General features: G+C 45.5%; 12 protein-coding genes and 1 tRNA gene. 4 read left to right on the top strand and 9 right to left on the bottom strand.

Features of this window, described 5'->3' with window-relative positions:
• Positions 1-237: 237 nt before the first annotated feature.
• The 7 genes from gcvT to QUA74_RS18370 form a co-directional block, all read right to left on the bottom strand.
• Entirely contained in the window at positions 238-1,389 is a 1,152-nt protein-coding gene (gcvT, locus tag QUA74_RS18400; RefSeq protein ID WP_333331946.1) for a glycine cleavage system aminomethyltransferase GcvT, read from the bottom strand.
• Positions 1,390-1,582: 193 nt separating this feature from the next.
• Positions 1,583-1,655 (bottom strand) — tRNA-Ala (locus tag QUA74_RS18395).
• A gap of 153 nt (positions 1,656-1,808) precedes the next feature.
• Positions 1,809-2,012 carry a hypothetical protein gene (locus tag QUA74_RS18390; RefSeq protein WP_333331943.1) on the bottom strand — a complete coding sequence of 68 codons (204 nt, stop codon included), beginning with the start codon at positions 2,010-2,012 and terminating at the stop codon, positions 1,809-1,811.
• Between the two features lie 300 nt (positions 2,013-2,312).
• The gene (locus QUA74_RS18385) at positions 2,313-3,368 is read right to left on the bottom strand and encodes a hypothetical protein (RefSeq protein WP_333331940.1); all 1,056 of its coding nucleotides are present in this window, start codon (positions 3,366-3,368) and stop codon (positions 2,313-2,315) included.
• Between the two features lie 5 nt (positions 3,369-3,373).
• On the bottom strand, positions 3,374-5,191 hold the full coding sequence (locus QUA74_RS18380; protein ID WP_333331937.1) for an ATP-binding protein: 1,818 nt from the start codon (positions 5,189-5,191) through the stop codon (positions 3,374-3,376).
• A 15-nt stretch (positions 5,192-5,206) separates the two neighbouring features.
• Positions 5,207-6,703, bottom strand: coding sequence for a DNA double-strand break repair nuclease NurA (locus tag QUA74_RS18375; RefSeq protein ID WP_333331934.1), 1,497 nt, complete (start codon positions 6,701-6,703; stop codon positions 5,207-5,209).
• Complete coding sequence (locus QUA74_RS18370; RefSeq protein WP_333331930.1) at positions 6,700-7,512, bottom strand: DUF6884 domain-containing protein; 813 nt, start codon at positions 7,510-7,512, stop codon at positions 6,700-6,702. Before QUA74_RS18370 ends, QUA74_RS18375 begins: the two co-directional genes overlap by 4 nt.
• Before the next feature lie 318 nt (positions 7,513-7,830).
• Between QUA74_RS18370 and QUA74_RS18365 the strand changes: the two genes are divergently transcribed.
• The 3 genes from QUA74_RS18365 to QUA74_RS18355 are packed head-to-tail and all read left to right on the top strand — an operon-like array spanning position 7,831 to position 8,672.
• Positions 7,831-8,049 carry a helix-turn-helix domain-containing protein gene (locus tag QUA74_RS18365; protein WP_333331927.1) on the top strand — a complete coding sequence of 73 codons (219 nt, stop codon included), beginning with the start codon at positions 7,831-7,833 and terminating at the stop codon, positions 8,047-8,049.
• A complete protein-coding gene (locus QUA74_RS18360) occupies positions 8,046-8,249 on the top strand; it encodes a hypothetical protein (protein WP_333331924.1) in 204 nt (67 codons plus the stop codon). The genes QUA74_RS18365 and QUA74_RS18360 overlap by 4 nt, the downstream gene beginning before the upstream one ends.
• Before the next feature lie 3 nt (positions 8,250-8,252).
• Positions 8,253-8,672 (top strand): hypothetical protein, encoded by a 420-nt coding sequence (locus tag QUA74_RS18355; protein ID WP_333108071.1) that lies wholly within the window; start codon positions 8,253-8,255, stop codon positions 8,670-8,672.
• A gap of 62 nt (positions 8,673-8,734) precedes the next feature.
• On the opposite strand, the gene QUA74_RS18350 is transcribed toward QUA74_RS18355, so the two are convergent.
• Positions 8,735-13,462: a glutamate synthase-related protein gene (locus QUA74_RS18350; RefSeq protein ID WP_333331921.1), complete on the bottom strand. Its 4,728-nt coding sequence runs from the start codon at positions 13,460-13,462 to the stop codon at positions 8,735-8,737.
• Positions 13,463-14,046: 584 nt separating this feature from the next.
• A complete protein-coding gene (locus QUA74_RS18345) occupies positions 14,047-14,295 on the bottom strand; it encodes a hypothetical protein (RefSeq protein ID WP_333331918.1) in 249 nt (82 codons plus the stop codon).
• Between the two features lie 899 nt (positions 14,296-15,194).
• Here QUA74_RS18345 and QUA74_RS18340 point away from each other — a divergent pair.
• On the top strand, positions 15,195-20,687 hold the full coding sequence (locus QUA74_RS18340) for an AAA family ATPase (protein ID WP_333331915.1): 5,493 nt from the start codon (positions 15,195-15,197) through the stop codon (positions 20,685-20,687).
• The last annotated feature ends 9 nt before the right edge of the window (positions 20,688-20,696 follow it).

The raw sequence follows: 20,696 nt of genomic DNA, 5'->3' as shown, positions 1-20,696 counted from the left end.
CTGCTTTCTATTATGCCATCAGCTTAGCCAGACAATTGCCTGAGTATTTATACTGATCGCCAAAGTGGGATGCTCCCTGCTGCAACTTTGCGGCAATTTGCTAAGCTAGTAGATGAATCTTCTCGACCAATATGAGCAACGGGCTAGAAGCCCGTTCCACAACAACACATACACTTACACTTTATTGTGAACCGTTGCTCATAGCAACGCCCCTGAATTAAGGCTTACCTAGTTAATTTAACTCGGGCGGTTTTGCGATCGATAAAATGGTTTTTTCACCACACCAGCCGGATAGTTTTTCCCGCGAATCTCGATTTCTAATTGCTGACCGATTTTAGCTAATTTTGCCGGAACAACCGCAAGGGCAACTGCCCGATTCAAAGTAGGCGATAATGTACCGCTAGTAACTTCCCCTACTTTTTCACCTTCAAATATTACCGGATAGCCGTGGCGTGCAATGTGCCGCCCCTGCATTTCTAGCCCTACCAACCGTTTCGATACTCCACTCGCTTTCTGCTGTTCCAAAACCTCCCGCCCAATAAAATCGCCTTTGGTGTCGAGGTGAACAACCCAACCCAATCCAGCCTCTAAAGGCGTGATATTGTCGTCGATATCTTGACCGTAAAGAGCCATTGCTGCTTCTAAACGCAAGGTATCTCTCGCACCCAAACCGCAGGGAACAACGCCAGCAGTTAACAATTTTTTCCACAGTTCTTTTCCTACTTCGGCCTCCACCATGATTTCAAACCCATCTTCGCCGGTGTAACCAGTTCTGGCGATAAAACTCGGCTGTCCCAACAGATTTGTTTCTAAGTGGCCGAATGCCTTAATTGGTGCGAGGTTGTCTTCCACAAAAGGCTGGAGATAGTTAACGGCTTCCGGCCCTTGAATGGCAATTAAAACTTTATCTTCGGAGATGTCTGTAAAACAGAGTCCGTTCAATTCTAAGTGAGTGGTGATCCATGCTTTGTCTGCGATGCGAGTGGCGGCGTTGACAATGATTACTGCACGTTCTTCGCTAGTGATAGGGTCTGGTTCTTGGCAGTAGAAAATAATGTCGTCTAATATGCAGCCTTTGGCATTTAGCAAGACTGTATATTGAGCTTGACCGGGTTGCAAGCGGCTCAAGTCTGAGGGTACTAAGGGTTGAAATTTTTCTATTACTTGTTTCCCTCTCAAACCAAATTTTCCCATGTGGGAAATGTCGAACATTCCTGCTTGCTGGCGTACTGCTTGGTGTTCGCTGCTGATGCCTGCGTACTGTACTGCCATCTCCCACCCGGAAAAGGGCACCATTCGGGCTTTGAGTTGTAATGATAGGTCGTACAGAGGCGATCGGGCAAGTTGGCTCGGACTCTCTGGATTGTTGGGTTCAGTTGACTTTGCCACAGGTAGCGCTTTGGTTGCGGGTAGACTGTTTTGATTTTACGGGAAAATTGGTTTTCGCGGTGTGTAGGGCGATCGAATTTAACGACACGGCAAAGCTGTTTAGGTACAAGTCGCGATCAAATTTAAGCACGCAGTGGTACTGTTTCGGTAGCAATTAGGATACGGCAGTGCCGTTTGCCTACTCTAATGTTTATGGAGAATAGCGGGCTCGAACCGCTGACCCCTACAATGCCATTGTAGTGCTCTACCAACTGAGCTAATTCCCCTTTCTTTTCGCGCTCTCAATCATGCCTTAACTGACCAATATTTGTCAAGCTTTTTGGGGAAATTAGTTTTGAGCCCTGGATTGGCAAGGCTTTCGGCTTTTTTTTCAAAAAAGTCTCCTCGCTTCTGGACAATGGTCAATCCCCTACTATGATTTAGTAAGTGTGTTGCGATATTTCGGTCAAATGGCTCAAACAAGACCCCATGAGGAAGTACACGACTAGCAGGGCGGCGGCTGAGACCGCAACTAGGGTGCCGGCTAGCATTAGTGAAAATTCCCGTTGCGTGATCGCCTCCTGCATTAAGTGCAAAGACCAGGCAACGAGGGCAACGTCAATTATTAAAATAGAAACCAGCATAAGTTACGATTTGTAACAGCTTACCTATTGTAACAAAACTTTTCGCTCAGTGCAGATAAGCTCAGGCGTATTTAACTTTTGCTGTAAAACCCGAAGGGAGCAGCGGAAAGCTAGTGAGAAAAAATTATAGCTTTTGGTGATAATTACAATATGCAAAGTAAATGAGAGCAAACTCAGCTTTAGAGGTGGCGTTTTTGACTCTTGAGCGATCGATTAAGAGCCCGATAGCTGCGCTTTACACGCTTTTTTGAGGGGGTAGGGTGCGATCGCTATTGTCGCCAAACCCTTACTTTCATAGCTTTAGCCTTTACTAACTTCTTTTGATGATTCCAAATTTTCCACTATTTGAGCAATCAGTGGACGATAAATGGTGTTATCTAAGTGTTCCTTATACCACTCCTTATAATTCCCACTATTATATAGATGCTCTTCAATTAGTCGAGCCTCTTCCAGTAGTATCCACAAGTTATGAGTAGCTCGATTACAAAAACCTTCCATACCACTTATTTTCAGTCCATTTAATTTATACTGACGACAAGCTGGACAGAGACATTCTTCTAGTTTTTTTTCTTCTTCTTGACTGACTTGACGGCCTCTCCAGTTACCTAAAGGAGCCACAATTCGCTCTCCGGTTCCAGGCAATTGTATCATCCCCCGCGCCGCCCGACTGCGCCAACCGCTTGAGTCTACTGAGTTAATGCTCAATAAAGCGGCTAAATGTATAGTTGCTGTGCCACCAATGCCAAAAACATGAAGTTTTGTATTTTTAAATTCTTCGCGTATATGTTGAATGCTAGATAGAATTTTATGATAAGGTATTGCTTTAGGAGCGCGTAGTAAATTTGGTACAATGCCACCCAAAGCAATATATGGTTTTGCTAAGAATTCCTTATGTGCTTTGATTTCATTTACATAGTCTTCAAGCAATTCGCTAATGTGAATAACCGGAATGTATGATGGATGGTCTTTATAAGCCAGATTCATTTCCATTGTGCGCTTAAAACATTGTTTCTGCTCCTTAAATGTCATTTTTGGAGTAGGAATAAAGTCTTGAGGAATAGGATACCAGTCTGGTTTAGCTTTTTCTACAAACTCTTCATACTCTTTTCTTGGCGTTTCACCATCACGTTTTATAAAGTAAAAAGCACCGTTATCAAGATAAATTTGAACTTGAGTAGGAATACCCAGAGATTCGTGCAATCCCTTTTCCATGGCCTCACGCCTGCGTTTAGGCATTTTGTGAAAATCGGCGTAGGAAATCATTACCGCGTGTAGTTGGGGAAGGTAATACTCTGAGGTTCTATCCCATACACGCGGTTTGATTCCTTTTAAACTGAAACCAGCGACGATTTCCAAATAGTTTATCCCTTAGTCTGTTTGGAATATTTTGATTTTTTAGAGTTTTCCGCGTTGGCTTCCTCCAAAGCATCGAAAGCATCTTTTTCTTCTCGTTCGCCTTTGGAAGCAGGTTCTTTTATTTTTACCAGGACAGGAAAGCTTGTAAGTTGTCCAGATAGAATTGCTTCACCATTTTCTAAATCGGGAAGCATCTTTACTTCTTCCTCACCTAAACTTTCGATCACCTTACGAACAAAGCTTTGGTCAGCAGGGTTAACCATACGCATGATGATGTATGAGTTACACATGGCGAGAGTGGTTTCATCGAGTCGGGAAGGGCGCTGACTAATTAACATCAAACCTACACCGAATTTACGACCTTCTTGAGCAATCTGTCTGGTAACATTAATAGATCGTTTTTGTGCGGTTGTGTTTGCATTTCCAGGCGCAAAGTTATGAGCTTCCTCAAGTAGTAAGAGCACTTGAAATTTTAGCTCATCTCTTACCCTTGCATCAAAAATATTGTCAGCAATAATGCTGTAGATTGTGGCTTGAAATTCTTCTGTATAGCCAGCTAAAGAAACAACACTAATTTGACCGTATTTAACTAATTCTTTGCGGTCAGTAGGTAACGGTTTAGCACCACTGCGAGCTACCTTTTGGTTCGTCTGTTCCATGCGTTGTAAGGCTGCTGCTGCTGCATTGGTACGCTTTTTAATTCCTTCAAGGGTACCTATGTCACGCTTAGAATAAGTGGTGAGTCCATTCCAGCCCCAATCTTCGAGTTGCTGTCTGTCATCTTGACCATTGTTGTCACGCAGCGCAGCTTCACCAGCTTCAGCCATCTGAGCAATTAACCAAAGATTGGGCTGCACACCATATTGCTTTAAATTTTGGTTGTTAATGCGTTCAGTCAACCAATCGGCTCGCTGAGTCATCTCTTGTGCGTTGTCTTTTATATAAAAAGACTTAGCCGCCTGAAAGACATCACTAAAACGGGTCAGCATGGTAGGCGTTAGTTCATATCCAAGATTACTCACAATTTGAGCAACTGTGTCGCTGTCTTCTTCAAAAATAGGAAACTGTGCGTAGTAGCGATGCACTCTTTCCTTCAAACCTGGAACATCTGCTAACCCCGTGTAATCTCCATGAGGGTCAAATATCACTATGGGATAATTTTTCGCTGCCAACTGCTCAATAACTCGCCGCGCTGTCCAACTTTTGCCAGCACCAGTCATGGCTAAAATTGCTAGGTGACGGGTGACAATGGCATGACCATCTACTGTGACATTTACTTCAGAACGGTTGGAAAGAGTAGCAATGTCTAATGCACGATTTTGATTTTTCTTGTCTTGTAATTCCCCAAGAACCACGCGAGCAATGTCTGGTGATTCAGGACGGTAAGCAGTGGAAGCTGGTTTAGGAGGATAACGAAGTTTGTTTAGCTTACCACCTCCGCTACCATCTGCACGTTCAGCACCTAATACTTGACAAACCGCTGTCACCATTTCCACGGTTAATGAAAGCACTGTATCCAATGGATTTGTACGGGTAGCAGCTAATTCATGTCCGGCTTCAGTGGGAAAAAGAGGATTTATCCGTTCAATCGTTTGAACTTTAGCCCAAATACGAATTTGTTCTACAGTGGAATTATTTTCTGATTGACGCAATTCAGCATCTACAGCGATGATGTCTTGTTCGCGGACAGCTTCAGGTGTTACAGCTAGTCGAAACTCGCGACTTGTACTTTCGCCTACCAACGTCCCCACAGAACGATTAGGTGCAACAGAATTAGGAGCTGGATTGTTGAGTTGCGGTGTTTTTTTTGCAGATGTTGCCATAAGTTTTGTTCTCTTCTAAACATTAGGACGGAATAACCAATCCCGCTTGGTCATGTAAATTGACTGAACTATGATGCGTCGCATTTGAGCGTCAGTAATCTGTCCATTTTGCAAGCTAACACTCAAATGATACTTGATTAGCTTACTATAAGACTCAGTTAGCCAGTTGGGAATCTTAGCGTATTTGTCAGCAATGTCTAATCCTACTGGAAAAGCATATCCAGGCAGCACACGAGCATACAAATAAGCGCGTCGAGCAGCTTCTATAATCTGGTCTTCACCTAAATCCGCAAAAACTTCTACTCTAAATGGTTCGGTAGTTTCTGAAACTTTTACATAGCACCCTTGAACTTTAGGAAATCCAATTTTATGAGATGATTTCAGGCAACTCCAATCTGCATCTGTTTTATAAGACTCATCAGGTAAGGAAATTTTACCTTTAGTTAGTCCGGCATATTTATTTTGGATCTCCCAAGGTTCGGAAAACTGACCAGGTTCCAGTAACATAGATAGCAGTAGAGCATCTGTGTAGCCTAGTCTGTCTAATAAGGCTTTTTCAGAAGTGAGATCTTTACGATCGTATAAATTATTAAAGTAATTTTCATTACCTTTATCTCGTAAATTTCGGAAGATTCTTTTCAGCAAAATGGTTTCACTGAATTCTCGTAATTCTCCACCCCGTTCCACTACACCAACAATAATTGTTTGGGGTTTTCGTTTTCCGGCTTCTTCAATTAATTGACGATACAGAAATGAAATCCACGATAAAGGTTCAAATAGTCTTCTTTTTACCCACTCATCAGAGCGGTCGGGCGCAATTTGTGAATAAATATCTAATTTTGCTTCTCGCATAAACCTTTCCTTAAGCTCTTGAGCTAATTCAGGTTCCTGTGCGTAATGGCTCAAAAAAAGGTCAATGTCTTTTTCCGTGAAAGGTGTATGTCCAGCATAACCACTCATCATGTAAACGAGCGGACCATGAAACATTAAAACTCGTAAATCAGGTGTACGTTTTAAAGCTGATAGACCCCCCAACAGTTCAGCAGTAATTCGGATAATATCAGGAAAATCTTTCCTTTCTTTACTACCCCCTTCTAAATCGCCAAGAATAACGGGATAATAACCAAACTGCTCGCGTTCAGCTAGATTACTTTCCCCAGTTCGTACACGATAAGAACCTACTCGCAGAAGAATAGGAACTGGACTTGACATTTGAACCTGACCAAGACCCCCATCAATAAAGGTGACAACTTCACCCTGAACCTTCTGCCAATCTAGATCGTTGATGGCTTTAGCATTAAGGATTTGTTCTCTTTGTCCTAACTGGGCCTGGCGCATTGCTTGTCGCAAGTGTGTGACAAATTTTGCAGTATTTGCGAAATAGTTATCCCGCAGACTCTCCGCAACAAGAAGCGCATTTTCCTGTAACTTAATCATCAAGTGAGGCTGAGTCTGTAAATCGGCTATCACTCCTTGCTCTGTTATGTAATCCTGACCGTCTTGCTGATTCATTCACTCCTCACTTCAATTCCTAACTGGATTAGCATTCGCCTAGCCGCAATTGAATGAAAATCACTGACAGGCAATCCTGTCAACAGACTCACCACCCACTTCGGCGATACTCGTTGATCGCCAACTAACACATACCAAGCCTGGTAACAACCAGGCTTGCCCTTGCCTTCTGCTAACGCCTGACGTGCTACATCAAGCACTTGTGCTGGTGTCAACACAACCTCAATCCCTTTAATACTGGCTTTCCCTGGTCCAGCAGCAGCCTGCCAACAGCGAGAGAGTTCCGGGGGCTTCCCGTATAACCAATCATGTAAACTTGACAGCTTTTTGCCTAATGAGCCTGTGGCAATTCGCACAATTAATCCTGATTTAATTAGCATATCGTATTTATCCAGTGCAAGGAAATAATCTCGACCTAGACAAATACAAAGTTGTTGATATGGCTTGGCGTTGAGGATATGTTTGAGTTTAGCAATGACCTCTGGTTGCAGTTGGCGCGATCGATCTCTTGTCATTTTTTCGTCATAATCTGGAATCGGATAGTCACTCGGTATCAGTCCAAACTTCGCTGACAAAATATAAATATCCAAGGGCGCTGACGGTTGATCCCGCAGAAAACGCCGTAACAGACGAAATGTCGGGCCGTCGTATCTTTCTATGGCAGGCAGCAAGTTTGTGTCAAAAAGTTTGCGGCGAGAACAGGCAATAATTATCAAATATGGAGATTCTGAATTCACTATTTTATCTTTATGGGCGATCGCGCCTGTCCTAAAAACAATTGTAGAGAAGCGATCGCCACTAATTCTCACTTCTTCTCTCACCTGCTGCGGGAGTATCGTTGCTGCACTGTGGCTGTATCTGCGCTCTACATGGGGTCTGGATGTACCCCAAAATATTCAAAGTCTTTGATAGCAAGGATTTCCGGTAATCTTTAGTAGCAGGCACTGCCAGGCAGTCACGTTTCCGGCTTGGCACTACAGCTAGTATGCCAACCCTTAGTAACACTATCACTGATTAGCCTCATGATAATTACATATTCATTGGTACTCTTTACATAATACATACTAATGGTTAGACTACTGTGAGTAAGCTAAAGTATTTAATTGAGTAGTTATTAATTAATGGTTGTGAAAATCAGGCTTAAAGATGTCAGGACATCAAGATCGATTTCCCAAAACGAGTTAGCTAGAATACTGGAGATGTCGCTGGCTAACATTCAAAAAATCGAGAGAAACAAGGCAAAATCTATTCCCTTGGACACTTTAGATCGGCTGTGTGAGGTTCTAAATTGCGAAGTTGGTGATTTGCTAGTTCGGGTTAGCGATCGAGAGTTAGAAGCATTGTGAGTGAAAACCAACAGCCAGAACAAGTCACCTCTAACCATTCCGTTACCGATCGCTGGCGATGTACAGCAATGGAAAAAAAATATGGTTGGAAGTTGTTACGGATTGAGCGCAACCAAAACAATCATGTTCTCAAGTGGAATTGCGTTTTCAATGGCAAAACCGAATTCCCCGATTACCTGGAAGAAAGCGAGGAGGATTAACTAATGGGTAGAAAATACATGATTTTTCGTGCCGAATGGACTGAAGATGAAGGGGCAGATAATAGGTTGTTAGCCCACACAGGGGCATACACTGATATCCTTGCAGAGTATTTTGACTCATCCAACGCACCTATCCCCGCACCCGGGTACAGATTGCTGGAGTTTCACAGCGCTGACGGTTCCGGTTCTAGCACCCACTACCGCACTGGAGACTGGGAAGTGGTGAGGGTGGAAGAGTACCCAACGGCAATACCTAATAACGAGTTTGAGGCGATTGTAGTTGGATACTGCAAATATGTCCCCGTCGAAACTCCGCTGATACCAATGCCAAAAGCTCAGGTTTCGATCGACTCTTTTGGAGATGAATCGGCTTATCAAGAATTCCTTCAGAGCGAGGCAGTTAAAGATTACACCCTAGTGTAACTTGAGTAGATTAAAAAAGGGGCAACTCCCGTCGCCCCTCATCTATTTAACCAGCTACAAAATTACACTTCCACAGCAATCTTTTGTTCCGAAGCCTCCGGCGAATTCGCTTCACTCGGCGGCACAACTTGCCAGAACTTAGGCAAATATTCCGACCAATTTGCTAAAATCTTCTCAGCTTTCTTGCTGCCAGTTCGATCGCACTGAGCCTCAATCAACTCCTTCAATTGCGCCTCCCCAGCCGCCGTACAAACGCGCTGCATCTTCACAATCTCCCCGTTGACATGAGCCGGAAAACTCCCATCTTCATCGAGGAAATAAGCCAAGCCGCCAGTCATTCCAGCCCCGACGTTGCGGCCGACTTTTCCTAACACGACAATCACGCCGCCAGTCATGTACTCGCAGCAGTGATCGCCCGCACCTTCAATCACAGCTTTCGCCATCGAGTTACGCACCGCAAACCGTTCGCCCGCTTTACCCGCAGCCAACAGAGTTCCGCCCGTCGCACCGTACAAACAAGTGTTACCGACGATCGCATTTTCGGAAGCATCATAAGTCGCACCAGTCGGCGGTGCGATCGCGATTTCGCCACCGTGCATTCCTTTACCAACGTAGTCATTGGCTTGGCCTGACAGTACCAGCGTCATCCCCGGCAAATTGAATGCGCCGAAGCTTTGGCCCGCGCTACCTGTGCAATTGAGGGTGATTTGACCGCTAAAGCCGGTGTTGCCGTGTTGCTGTGCGATCGCACCTGCCAAACGCGCTCCCACAGTGCGATCGGTATTCACCAATTTTACACTCTTGCTAACAGTGCCGTGATTGGCGATCGCACTTTGAATCTCAGCATCCGCCAGCAAATCATCATCTAACACTGGCCCGTTGGTGTGTACGTCGCCGTGTATCAAGAAAGATCGATCGCTCTTAGTATCCGGTAACTTGGTCAAACAATCCAAATTAATCGCTTGGGTTTTAGTTAGTTTCACCCCATCGCGCATTTTCAGCAAATCCGCGCGGCCGATGATATCGGCGATCGACTTATAACCCAATTTCGCCAGCAAACTCCGCACTTCTTGTGCTACGAAATAGAAGAAATTAACAACGTGCTCCGGCGTTCCAGGGAACCGTTTCCGCAAGTGTTCTTGTTGAGTTGTCACGCCCACCGGACAACTATTCATGTGGCAAACGCGAGCCATAATGCAGCCTTCTGCAATCATTGCCACCGTGCCGAAACCGTACTCTTCGCCGCCCATCAAAGCGCCTACAATCACGTCCCAGCCACTCTTAAAACCACCGTCAACGCGCAGCAAAACTCGATCGCGCAATTTATTTTCCATCAGCACGCGGTGAACTTCTGTCAATCCGAGTTCCCACGGAGAACCTGCGTGCTTAATCGAACTCAGTGGCGAAGCACCCGTGCCGCCGTCGTGACCGGAAATTTGAATCACATCAGCATTTGCCTTGGCGACACCGGCGGCTACAGTCCCGATGCCGACTTCCGACACCAACTTCACCGAAACTCCCGCTTTTGGATTGATTTGGTGCAAGTCAAAAATCAACTGCGCCAAATCCTCGATCGAATAAATATCGTGGTGAGGAGGAGGCGAAATCAGCGTAACACCCGGTTTCGATCGGCGCAAATAAGCAATGTACTCGCTCACTTTCGCCCCTGGCAATTGACCGCCTTCACCTGGTTTCGCACCTTGTGCGATTTTAATTTCGATTTGTTTGGCATTCATCAGGTACTCAGGAGTCACCCCGAAGCGTCCCGAAGCTACTTGTTTGATGGATGAAGAAGCTGTATCGCCGTTCTGCAAACCTTTTAAGTGAGGTAGCGTGTGTGATAAACCCGCCGCACTCACATCGTTTAGCACTTTGTAGCGCACCGGGTCTTCGCCGCCTTCGCCGGAGTTAGATTTGCCGCCGATGCGGTTCATCGCAATCGCTAGCGTTTCGTGGGCTTCTGGGGACAAAGCGCCGAGGGACATACCGCCGGTGGCGAACCGCTTGGCAATATCTGCTACAGATTCTACATCTTCGATCGCAATGGGAGGGCGATCGCTCTGGAAATCGAGCAAATCCCGCAAAGCTGTTACCGGCCGGTTTTCGAGCTGTTGCTTGTAAACCTCGTAATGGTCGTAGGCACTTTCACCATTTTTGTCACCAATTGGTGTCATTTTTGGTTCGGCCCCATTGCCGTTACCGTTAGTCTGAGCCTTAAAAGTAGTCACAGCCTTGTGCAAAGCCTTCGCCATTTCCGGGCTGTTCATGTGATATTCACCGCCCCGGCGGTACTGCACGAAGCCGAAGTTTTCCAGCTTTTTGAGGTGCAATTCTGGGAAAGCCTGACTGTGGAAAGACATTACCTCGTTAGCCAGTTCCGCCACACTCAAACCGCCGATGCGGGAAACAGTGCCTTTGAAACCCAAATCGAGCAAATCACCGCCAATGCCGATCGCCTCAAAGATTTGCGCCCCCTGATAGCTAGACAGCAGCGAAATCCCCATTTTCGAGAGAATCTTCAGCAGCCCATTTTCCACCGCTGTGCGGTATTTAGCTTGAGCTTGTGTCACCGTAATATTGGGAACTTTGCCGTGCTGCATCAAGTTTTGAGTCTTGGTGTCAGACCACCAGGCGCGCACGCTTTCCAATGCCAAGTAAGGGCAAACAGCCACCGCACCGTAACCAATCAAACAAGCGAAGTGGTGAGTGCTCCAGCACTGGGCGGTATCCACAACCAGCGAAGTTTGCATCCGCAGGCCGACGCTAATTAAGTGGTGGTGAACCGCGCCAACTGCCAGGAAGGGCGGAATATAAGTGCATTCTGCACTCAATCCAACAGAAGATTCGCCTTCGGCCTTCGAGATTCGATCGGTCAAAATCAGAATTCTCGAACCCTCGCGCACCGCTTGAGCCGCCTCTTGACAAAGTTGCTCGACTGCGGTTTTCAAACCTCCAGGCCCGGCAGCAATTTTGTAAAGCGTTGACAATTCGGTTGCGGTGAAAGACTTTTGCTCTTTCAAGAAAGACAGTTCAGCGTCGTTGAGTACGGGCGAATCAATTTTCAGCCGCTTGGCATTTTCTGGTACTGTTTGCAGTAAATTGCCCCGCAGGCCCACATTCATCGTCAGCGACATCACCATCCCCTCGCGCAGGGGGTCGATCGGCGGATTTGTCACTTGAGCGAACCGCTGTTTGAAATAGTTGTACAGCAACTGAGACTTTTCTGACAACACAGCCAAGGGAGCGTCGTCGCCCATGCAGAAAGTGGGTTCTTTCCCAGAACTCGCCATCTCGACGATCACCATGTCCAAATCTTCTGCTGTGTAGCCAAAAGCAGTTTGGGTTGCCAACAGCGTCTGCGAGTCGAGGGTTGCTGTTTCGGCAAAAGGCTGCGGCTGCAAGATTTCGCGGTTTTGTTTCAGCCATTCGCCGTAGGGGTGCCGCTTAGCAATGCGCTGCTTGAGTTGCCAATTTTTGAGAATTTCTTGAGTTTGCAGGTCAACTGCAATCATTTGTCCGGGCCCCAAACGGCCTTTTTCGACAATATCTGCTTCGGGAATATCGACAACTCCTGCTTCGGAAGCCACAATTACCAAACCGTCTTTAGTAATGCAGTAGCGGGCCGGCCGCAAACCGTTGCGATCGAGCGTAGCACCTACTTGTTTGCCGTCGCTAAACACCAGCAGTGCGGGGCCGTCCCAAGGTTCTTGAACGCCGCTGTAATATTCGTAAAAATCGACAATTTCGGGATAGTCAGCCAAATCCGGCTGATTTTTGTAAGCTTCTGGTACTAGAATTGTCAGGGATTCTAGGGGGGTGCGGCCGGAATGCACCAACAACTCCATCACGTTGTCCAAGTTTGCCGAATCACTGCTTTCGGAATTGACAATTGGGTTGAATGTGTCGATATCAGCTTGAGTCCAATTGGGGTGAGCTAAATTCGCTTGCCGCGCGTTCATCCAGGTAATATTGCCCAACAGCGTGTTAATTTCCCCGTTGTGTCCCAGCAAGCGCATCGGCTGGGCTAAGTGCCAGCGGGGCATCGTGTTGGTGCTGAAGCGCCGGTGATAGACGGCAAAGGAGCTTTTATAAGCGGGATTTTTCAGGTCAGGGTAAAATTCTGCCAATACAGCCGATCGCACCATGCCTTTATAGACGATCGTGCGGCAGGAAAAAGAGCAAGTATAAAAGTCTCGGCGGGTGAAGTTGGGGCGATTTGACAGCGCGTGTCCGATCGTGCGGCGCGCCAAAAATAGATGTCTGTCGAGTTCGTCTCCGGCTAATTGCGGTGAACTGACTATTACTTGTTCGATTTGAGGTTGATTTTCTAGCGCTTGCGGGCCCAAAACCGATGGTACAATGGGAACTTTGCGCCATCCCAAAAGTTTCAGCCCGCGATCGGTCAGAACTTGCTCAACCACCTGCCGCGCTATAGTCGCTTGAAATTTATCTTGAGACAGAAACAGCATTCCCACGCCGCAGTTTTCCCGTGCGGGAGGCACAATTCCCTGTTCGGCAAACCAAGTATCCAGCAATTCCCAAGGAATCGCGGTCATCAAACCCGCACCGTCGCCGGAATCTTGGTCGGCGCTGCAACCGCCGCGGTGTTCCAGACAAGTTAAAGCAGGGAGGGCTTTCTCAATAATCGAGTGGGTAGCTTCGCCGCTTTGGTTGGCAATAAAGCCCACACCGCAGGCATCTCTTTCTTCCACTAACCAGCTTTGGCCGGCGAATGGAGTTCCTCGCTGAGTCTGATGCACGTTTCTGTTTGGATCGATCGTGTTACCCATGTTGATTGAATGTTATTTCCGTGATTGTGTGGTTGATGCGTTTTTATAGCTCGGAGAGAGAAGGCTGCCGAGCGGTGGGAGCCTAGTAAACTTTAAGACAGCACATTGGAAGCTGATTTGATTAAAAATTTACGTCTATGCGGCCTGTACTTAGCACTGAAACCCTGTTTGCCGATTTTAAATTATCTCGCTCGCATCCTCTCGGAGATGTCTCCTAGAATACCCTGCTGTTAAAAAGCAGTGATTCTTTGGGCAATCGCCGCCCTGCAACTAGATACATTGCAGGCGATTCCCTACGGGATAGCTGCGCTTCACGAGTTTTTTGTGTGTGTTTTTCCTTAGTCCGCAAGGGTAGCCTTGCAGCGAACACAGGTAGATATTGACTTTAGCGTTATTTTGCTTGCTGCGCTGTTGAGTTGCTTTCGTCAGCGCCCGCAGACACAAAAGCCACCTGCCCGCTCAGTCGGTAGGTGCAATGTAGCAGCGCGGTTCACAACTGGTGAAACCTGTCTTATTGTGCAGTCAACTCTCAAGCCGCGAAAATCAAGTGTATCAAAAAATTGATAAAATTTCACCGATTACAGTCAGAGTTTGCGCGCAAGTCTTGTCCGCGATCGTCCAGAACCCAGCCTAAGATGCCTAGCCGGAAAAGGTTGACTGTTGTGCATAACTCTAATTTGTATTTTTTTACCCACAAACGTTTGTAACTCATCAATGAAGGTTATTTCAACGATTTCTGAGAAATTAGGAGCATCTGGTAGAGCCAGCGCCGCCTTTTTGACCACGCCCAAAAACGGATGCTTGACTTTCTGACAAAAGTCGTGGAGAGGCAAAAATTTTAGACTCTTGTTAAAGCTTCCAGATCCATCTCTCCCGTAACTCTCAAATCTCAAATCTCAAATCGACTGACGCCCACAAACTTGACATGGGTAATTTTATTTAGCTCAATGGTTGCCGTTTTTACGGATTTAAGTGGATTGCATTTGGGACATTTCATTTCTATTTTTTATAAAAGAAGGTCGGTAAACGGAAAACGAGCGAGACTTTAGCCGGCTTGCAAGGGACACGGGGGAATTCACTCAAGAGTGAATAGTTGTAAAATATTGAGATTAATTGCACATAATTTATAATTATATGGTATGATAAACTAAGCGTAATTAATCGGCTCAATGCTTAATAAAATTCAAAAATTACGGTCACAAACAAAAGTTTATTGCTGTTAATGAAGCTTGAGAACAGTGTGTTTGCGATCGCCCTCATCATGCAGCTAGAAATATCCTCCCGAATAAAATGCGTACCGTAGGGCATAGGGGAACTTGGGGTGACACCCTAATGCTTGCGGACAGATGACCTCTACTGAGGCTGGAGAAATCCTGTATCAACAAGTCGCCTCTTTTAATCAAAAATCTCAGTTTCTTTAGGGTCCAGAGTGTCAAAAATCCACCCTTAATGATGCCACGCCTATTAATTAGCTTTTTAAATTCCTATTTAATGAACCGTTGTCGTTCAATCAGCGTTAGCATCCTTCATTTTCTACTTAGTCTCAACTATAGTATCAACATCTCTTACATAAAATATTAAATTTTGTTGGAAAAATAGCTTTTTCATAATTTAAGCTACAAAGTAGATTAAACTAAAGATAGTTAATCAATAGCACGGCCGATAGAGCGAAAATAGTGGATAGTAACTCTAAAAAGCTTCAGCTAGACAGAAGCAGTAGGAATACGTAAGTATGGCTAGTATAACAAATATTTTTCTCGGATATCATATTAACGAACAAATATACGCAGGTAATCGAACTCTAGTTTATCGTGGCCTTCGCTCGGACGATCAGCAGCCAGTCGTGATTAAACTGCTGCGAAATGACTTTCCTCGCTTCAACGAACTGGTTCATTTCCGCAACCAGTACGTCATTGCTAAAAACTTAGAGATCCCCGGCACTGTCAAGGCATACAGCCTGGAGACTTACAATAACCACTATGCTCTGGTGATGGAAGACTTTGGGGGAATTTCCTTAAGTAGCTACCTCGCTAGTTTAGTGTTCGCGAGCAACGAACCCCTCAAAGGCTTGCCTATTAACGAGTTTCTTCCCATTGCCATTCAAATTGCTAACTCGCTCGACGGACTTTATCGCCACCACGTCATCCATAAAGACCTCAAACCTGCCAACATTCTAATTAACCCCGCCAGCAAACAAGTTAAGCTGATTGACTTTAGCATCGCTTCCCTGTTGCCGCGCCAAACCCAAGAAATTCAAAATCCCAACGTCCTCGAAGGCACTTTACCTTACATATCTCCAGAACAAACTGGGCGAATGAACCGAGGCATTGACTACCGAACGGATTTCTACTCTCTGGGAGTCACATTCTACGAACTGCTCACCAGACAGTTGCCTTTCCAAAGCGACGATCCGATAGAGTTAGTACACTGTCACCTTGCCAAGCAGCCTATCCCAGTTCATCACCTCAACAATAGCGTTCCATTGGTGCTGTCGGAAATTGTTAGCAAACTGATGGCGAAGAATGCTGAAGATAGGTATCAAAGTGCGATCGGACTCAAGTACGATTTGGAAACTTGTTTGTACCAGTGGCAAAAAACTGGAGAAATCGCCTCTTTTAAACTAGGGCAGCGAGATTTGTGCGATCGCTTCATCATTCCCGAAAAATTATATGGTAGAGAGAACGAAGTATTCTCCCTACTGGCAGCCTTCGATCGCGTGAGTGCAGGAAGCGCCGAAATGATGCTGGTGGCTGGCTTCTCAGGCATTGGCAAAACCGCCGTAGTCAACGAAGTTCACAAACCGATTGTCGCAGCTAGAGGCTACTTCATCAAAGGCAAATTCGACCAATTTGGGCGCAGCCAACCCTTCTCAGCTTTTGTACAAGCTTTTCGCGATTTAATGAAGCAATTGCTGAGCGAAACAGATGCTAAAGTTGAGCAGTGGAAGACTCAAATCCTGGCAGCATTGGGCGAGAATGCTCAGGTAATCGTTGAGGTAATTCCCGAACTAGAGCGGATTATCGGCGAGCAACCACCGGCACCAGAACTCGTCGGCAGTGCTGCCCAAAATCGCTTCAATCGGTTATTAGAGAAGTTCATTCAACTCTTCACAACCAAAGAACATCCCCTCGTCATCTTCTTAGATGACTTGCAATGGGCGGACTCAGCCTCATTGAACTTGATTCAACTTCTGACGAGCGATCGCGATCGGCGCTATCTCTTATTAATTGGAGCGTATCGAGATAACGAAGTCAGTCCCGTACACCCTTTGGTGCTGACATTATCCGACATTCAACAAACGGGAGCTACGGTAAACACCATTACCCTCGCGCCGCTCGATTGCTTCAATTTAAATTGTTTGATTGCCGATACTTTAGTTTGTTCTAGAGCGTTGGCTCGGCCCTTAACAGAACTGGTCGATCAAAAAACTCAAGGCAATCCATTTTTTAGCACGCAATTTCTCAAATCTTTGCATGAAGATGGGTTAATTACCTTTAATTTTGAGGCGCGGTATTGGCAGTGCGATATTGCCACAGTACGAACCTTAGCCCTAACAGATGATGTTGTCGAGTTCATGGCGCTTCAATTGCAAAAGTTGCCATCCCAGACGCAAGAAGTTTTAAAGTTAGCTGCCTGCATTGGCAACGAATTCGATTTAGCAACGCTGGCGGTAGTTTGTGAAAAATCTTCGTCAGAGACGGCAGCCAACTTGTGGCCTGCTTTGCAAGCAGGGTTGATTCTCCCACTAACTGAAGTTTATAAATTTTTCACTTCAGAGGAGTTTGAATTCATAAATCAGAATTCAGAAGGAGAAAGCAATACTTCTGACTCGTGGTTCCAGAATCCCGACTCGTGTTATTACAAATTTCTGCACGATCGCGTACAGCAAGCAGCTTACGTTTTGATTCCCGAATCCCAGAAACAATCCACTCACCTCAATATTGGTCAACTTTTGTTGATTAATACTCCGAGAACAGAAAGGGAAGAGCAAATTTTTAATATAGTCAACCAGTTGAATTATGGTGTTGATTTAATTGCCGAACCCACCCAGCGTTACGAACTGGCTGAGTTGAATTTGATCGCGGGACGCAAGGCGAAGACTGCTACTGCTTATGCTGCTGCACGCAAATATTTAAGTTTTGGCAGGCAAATCCTAGCTCCCCATAGCTGGCAAACTCACTATGAAACAGCCCTCGATCTCCACGTATTAGGGGCAGAAACTGCATACCTGAGCTATGATTTTCAGGACATGGAGGAATTAGCCGATTTAGTCCTGCACAATGCCAGAACGCTGCTCGATAAGGTGAAAGTGTATGAAATCGAGCTATCTGCCTGTACGGCGCAAGTCAAACCCAAACAAGCCGTTGAAATGGGGTTAGCAGTTCTCAAACTCTTGGGAATCTGCTTCCCAGAAAATCCAACTCCGGCAGATATTCAGCAGGGACTAGAACAAACCGCGTCACTTTTTGCGGGTAAAAAAATCGCGGAGTTTATTGATTTGCCAGAAATGGAAAATCTCCAAAAGCAAGCAGCCTTGCGGATTCTCTCAGCTTTAGTTTCTCCAGCCTACATCACGGCTCCACTTCTCCTGCCGTTGGTTATTGTGGAAATGGTTAATTTATCGGTTAGTTATGGGAATGCTCCCTTATCAGCATTTGCTTACGGCTTGTATGGATTGGTATTAAGCGGTGTAGTTCAAGACATTGAAACAGGGTGTGAATTTGGGCAATTGGCGTTAAATATTGTGGAGCTATTTAATGCCAATTACCTCAAAACCAAAGTCTTTTATACAGTCGGCGTTCACATCATACATGGTAAACATCATGTCAAAGAAACTATCCCTCTTTTAAAAGAGGGTTACGCGATAGGACTGGAAACGGGAGAACTTGAATTGGGATATTCAGCCAAAGAAATCTCTCAATATTCATATTTAATCGGTCGAGAAATCGCGGGGCTAGAAGAGGAAGTAGCGACCTACTGCCATGCGCTGGTTCAATTCAAACAAGAAGCAGCGTTAAATTATACTCAAATCGTTCATCAGGCTTTATTAAATCTGCTCGGGCGATCGGAAAATCCATGTCAATTTGTGGGAGATGCCTACAATGAAGAAACAATGCTCCCCTTTCACATCCAAGCAAACGATCGCAACGGACTCCACTATTTTTACTTTCATAAAATGCTTGTGTGTTACCTGTTTGGAGAAACCGAGCAAGCTTTAGAAAATGCTCGGCAAGCCGAACAGTATTTAGACGCGGTGACGGGTATGCTCAACGTGCCGATGTTCTACTTTTATGACTCTCTAGCACGGCTGGGAGTTTGTAGGGAGGAGGGTTCCTGCGAAGAGAAACAAGAACATCTGGAAAAAGTGAAAAGCAACCAAGAAACCCTTCATAAATGGGCGCATCACGCCCCCATGAATTTCTCGCACAAATTTTCCCTAGTGGAAGCCGAACTGTTCCGAGCGCTGGGTGAAAATGTGTCGGCGATGGAGACTTACGATCGCGCCATTTTTCTTGCTAAAGAAAACGATTATCTCAACGAAGAAGCTCTGGCGAATGAATTGGCTGCTAAATTTTACTTGGCATGGGGGAAAGAAAAAGTGGGCCAGGTATATCTAATAGATGCTTACTATGCTTATGCTCGTTGGGGAGCGAAAGCAAAAATCGACGATCTAGAACAACGCTATCCCCAACTTCTGGCCCCTATCTTACAACAGGAAAAAGCTCGTTCCTTCGGGGAAGGTACTACCTCCAATCAGACTTCATTCATTTCTACTAATCACAAAACAATTACTGGGAGTACCAGCATCGCAGTCCTAGATTTACCCACGGTTATCAAAGCTTATCAAGCTCTGTCTAGCGAAATAAAGCTTGAACAATTGCTCACTACCCTGATGGAAGTGGCGATTCAAAATGCAGGCGCTCAAACAGGAGTATTGATTTTGAAAGAAGAGGACGACTGGAAAATTGCTGTCCACTGTAGCGATCGCCAAGGCTGTCTTCTGCAAGAAACTATTGGGATCGAGGAGAGCCAATCAATTCCCCAGACTGTGATTAATTACGTTAAACGCACCCATAAAACCCTAGTTTTCGATGATGTCAAGACTGAATTAATATTTACTGCTGACCCCTATATCAAGCAGCACCAACCTAAGAGCATCCTCTGTACTCCGATTATCCATCAAGGCAAAATGATGGCAATTCTGTATTTGGAAAATAATCTGACGACAGGGGCATTCACTGGCGATCGCGTCGCCCTCCTCAACATCCTCTGCTCCCAAGCTGCCATCTCGCTGGAAAACGCGCGCTTGTATCAGCAATCTCAACAGCTTTATCAACAATCTCAGGATTACAGTCAAAAACTAGAGCACTCTATCCAGGATCTTAAACAGATGCAGTTGCAATTGGTGCAGGGTGAGAAGATGTCTGCTCTGGGAAATTTAGTCGCAGGGGTAGCCCACGAAATTAACAATCCCGTAGGCTTTATCGCCGGCAACTTGCAACCAGCTCAAGAATACGTGGGGGATTTATTCAATTTGATTGATTTGTATCAAGAAAAGTTTCCTAATCCGGGAGGGGAAATTGAAACAGAAATTAAGGATATGGACTTGGAGTATTTGCGAGAAGATTTGCCCAAATTGATTGGCTCGATGAAAGAGGGGGTCGAGCGCATTCGCAATATCAGTACGAGTCTGAGAACGTTTTCGAGGGCAGATAGCGATCGACCAGTTTCTTTCAATATTCATGATGGACTCGACAGCACTCTGCTGATTCTCAAGCACCGTTTAAAAGCCAGCGAGTTCCGCCCTGCGATTGAAGTTGTGAAAGAGTATGGTAACTTGCCCCTAGTGAAATGCTTTCCCGGACAGTTGAACCAGGTATTTATGAATGTGCTGGCTAATGCCATTGACGCTCTGGAAGAGTCAAATAAGGGGCGGAGTTTTAGTGAAATTAAAGCCCTACCTAATCAAATCACGGTTCAGACTGTTCTAAGCGAATCCAAAAATCAGGTTTTGATTCGCATTAAGGATAATGGAGTGGGGATGTCGGCCCAAGTCAAGGAAAACATCTTTAACCACTTATTCACAACCAAGGCTGTGGGTCAAGGAACCGGATTAGGATTGTCGATCGCCCACCAAATTGTTGTGGAAAAACATGGAGGTACGTTACTCGTGAATTCTTCTGTTGGGCAGGGTTCGGAGTTTGTGATTTCTATTCCGAGGTGAGCATTTCGT

This window comes from Microcoleus sp. LAD1_D3, assembly GCF_036702135.1.
Classification (GTDB): domain Bacteria; phylum Cyanobacteriota; class Cyanobacteriia; order Cyanobacteriales; family Microcoleaceae; genus Microcoleus.
This window is presented reverse-complemented; position numbering and strand designations above follow the sequence as displayed.

What these genes read in the sequence shown, in the direction of transcription:
- QUA74_RS18390 (WP_333331943.1), bottom strand. Translation starts at nt 2,012, where the DNA reads ATGCTGGTTTCTATTTTAATAATTGACGTTGCCCTCGTTGCCTGGTCT.
- QUA74_RS18380 (WP_333331937.1), bottom strand. Translation starts at nt 5,191, where the DNA reads ATGGCAACATCTGCAAAAAAAACACCGCAACTCAACAATCCAGCTCCT.
- QUA74_RS18375 (WP_333331934.1), bottom strand. Translation starts at nt 6,703, where the DNA reads ATGAATCAGCAAGACGGTCAGGATTACATAACAGAGCAAGGAGTGATA.
- QUA74_RS18355 (WP_333108071.1), top strand. Translation starts at nt 8,253, where the DNA reads ATGGGTAGAAAATACATGATTTTTCGTGCCGAATGGACTGAAGATGAA.
- QUA74_RS18350 (WP_333331921.1), bottom strand. Translation starts at nt 13,462, where the DNA reads ATGGGTAACACGATCGATCCAAACAGAAACGTGCATCAGACTCAGCGA.
- QUA74_RS18340 (WP_333331915.1), top strand. Translation starts at nt 15,195, where the DNA reads ATGGCTAGTATAACAAATATTTTTCTCGGATATCATATTAACGAACAA.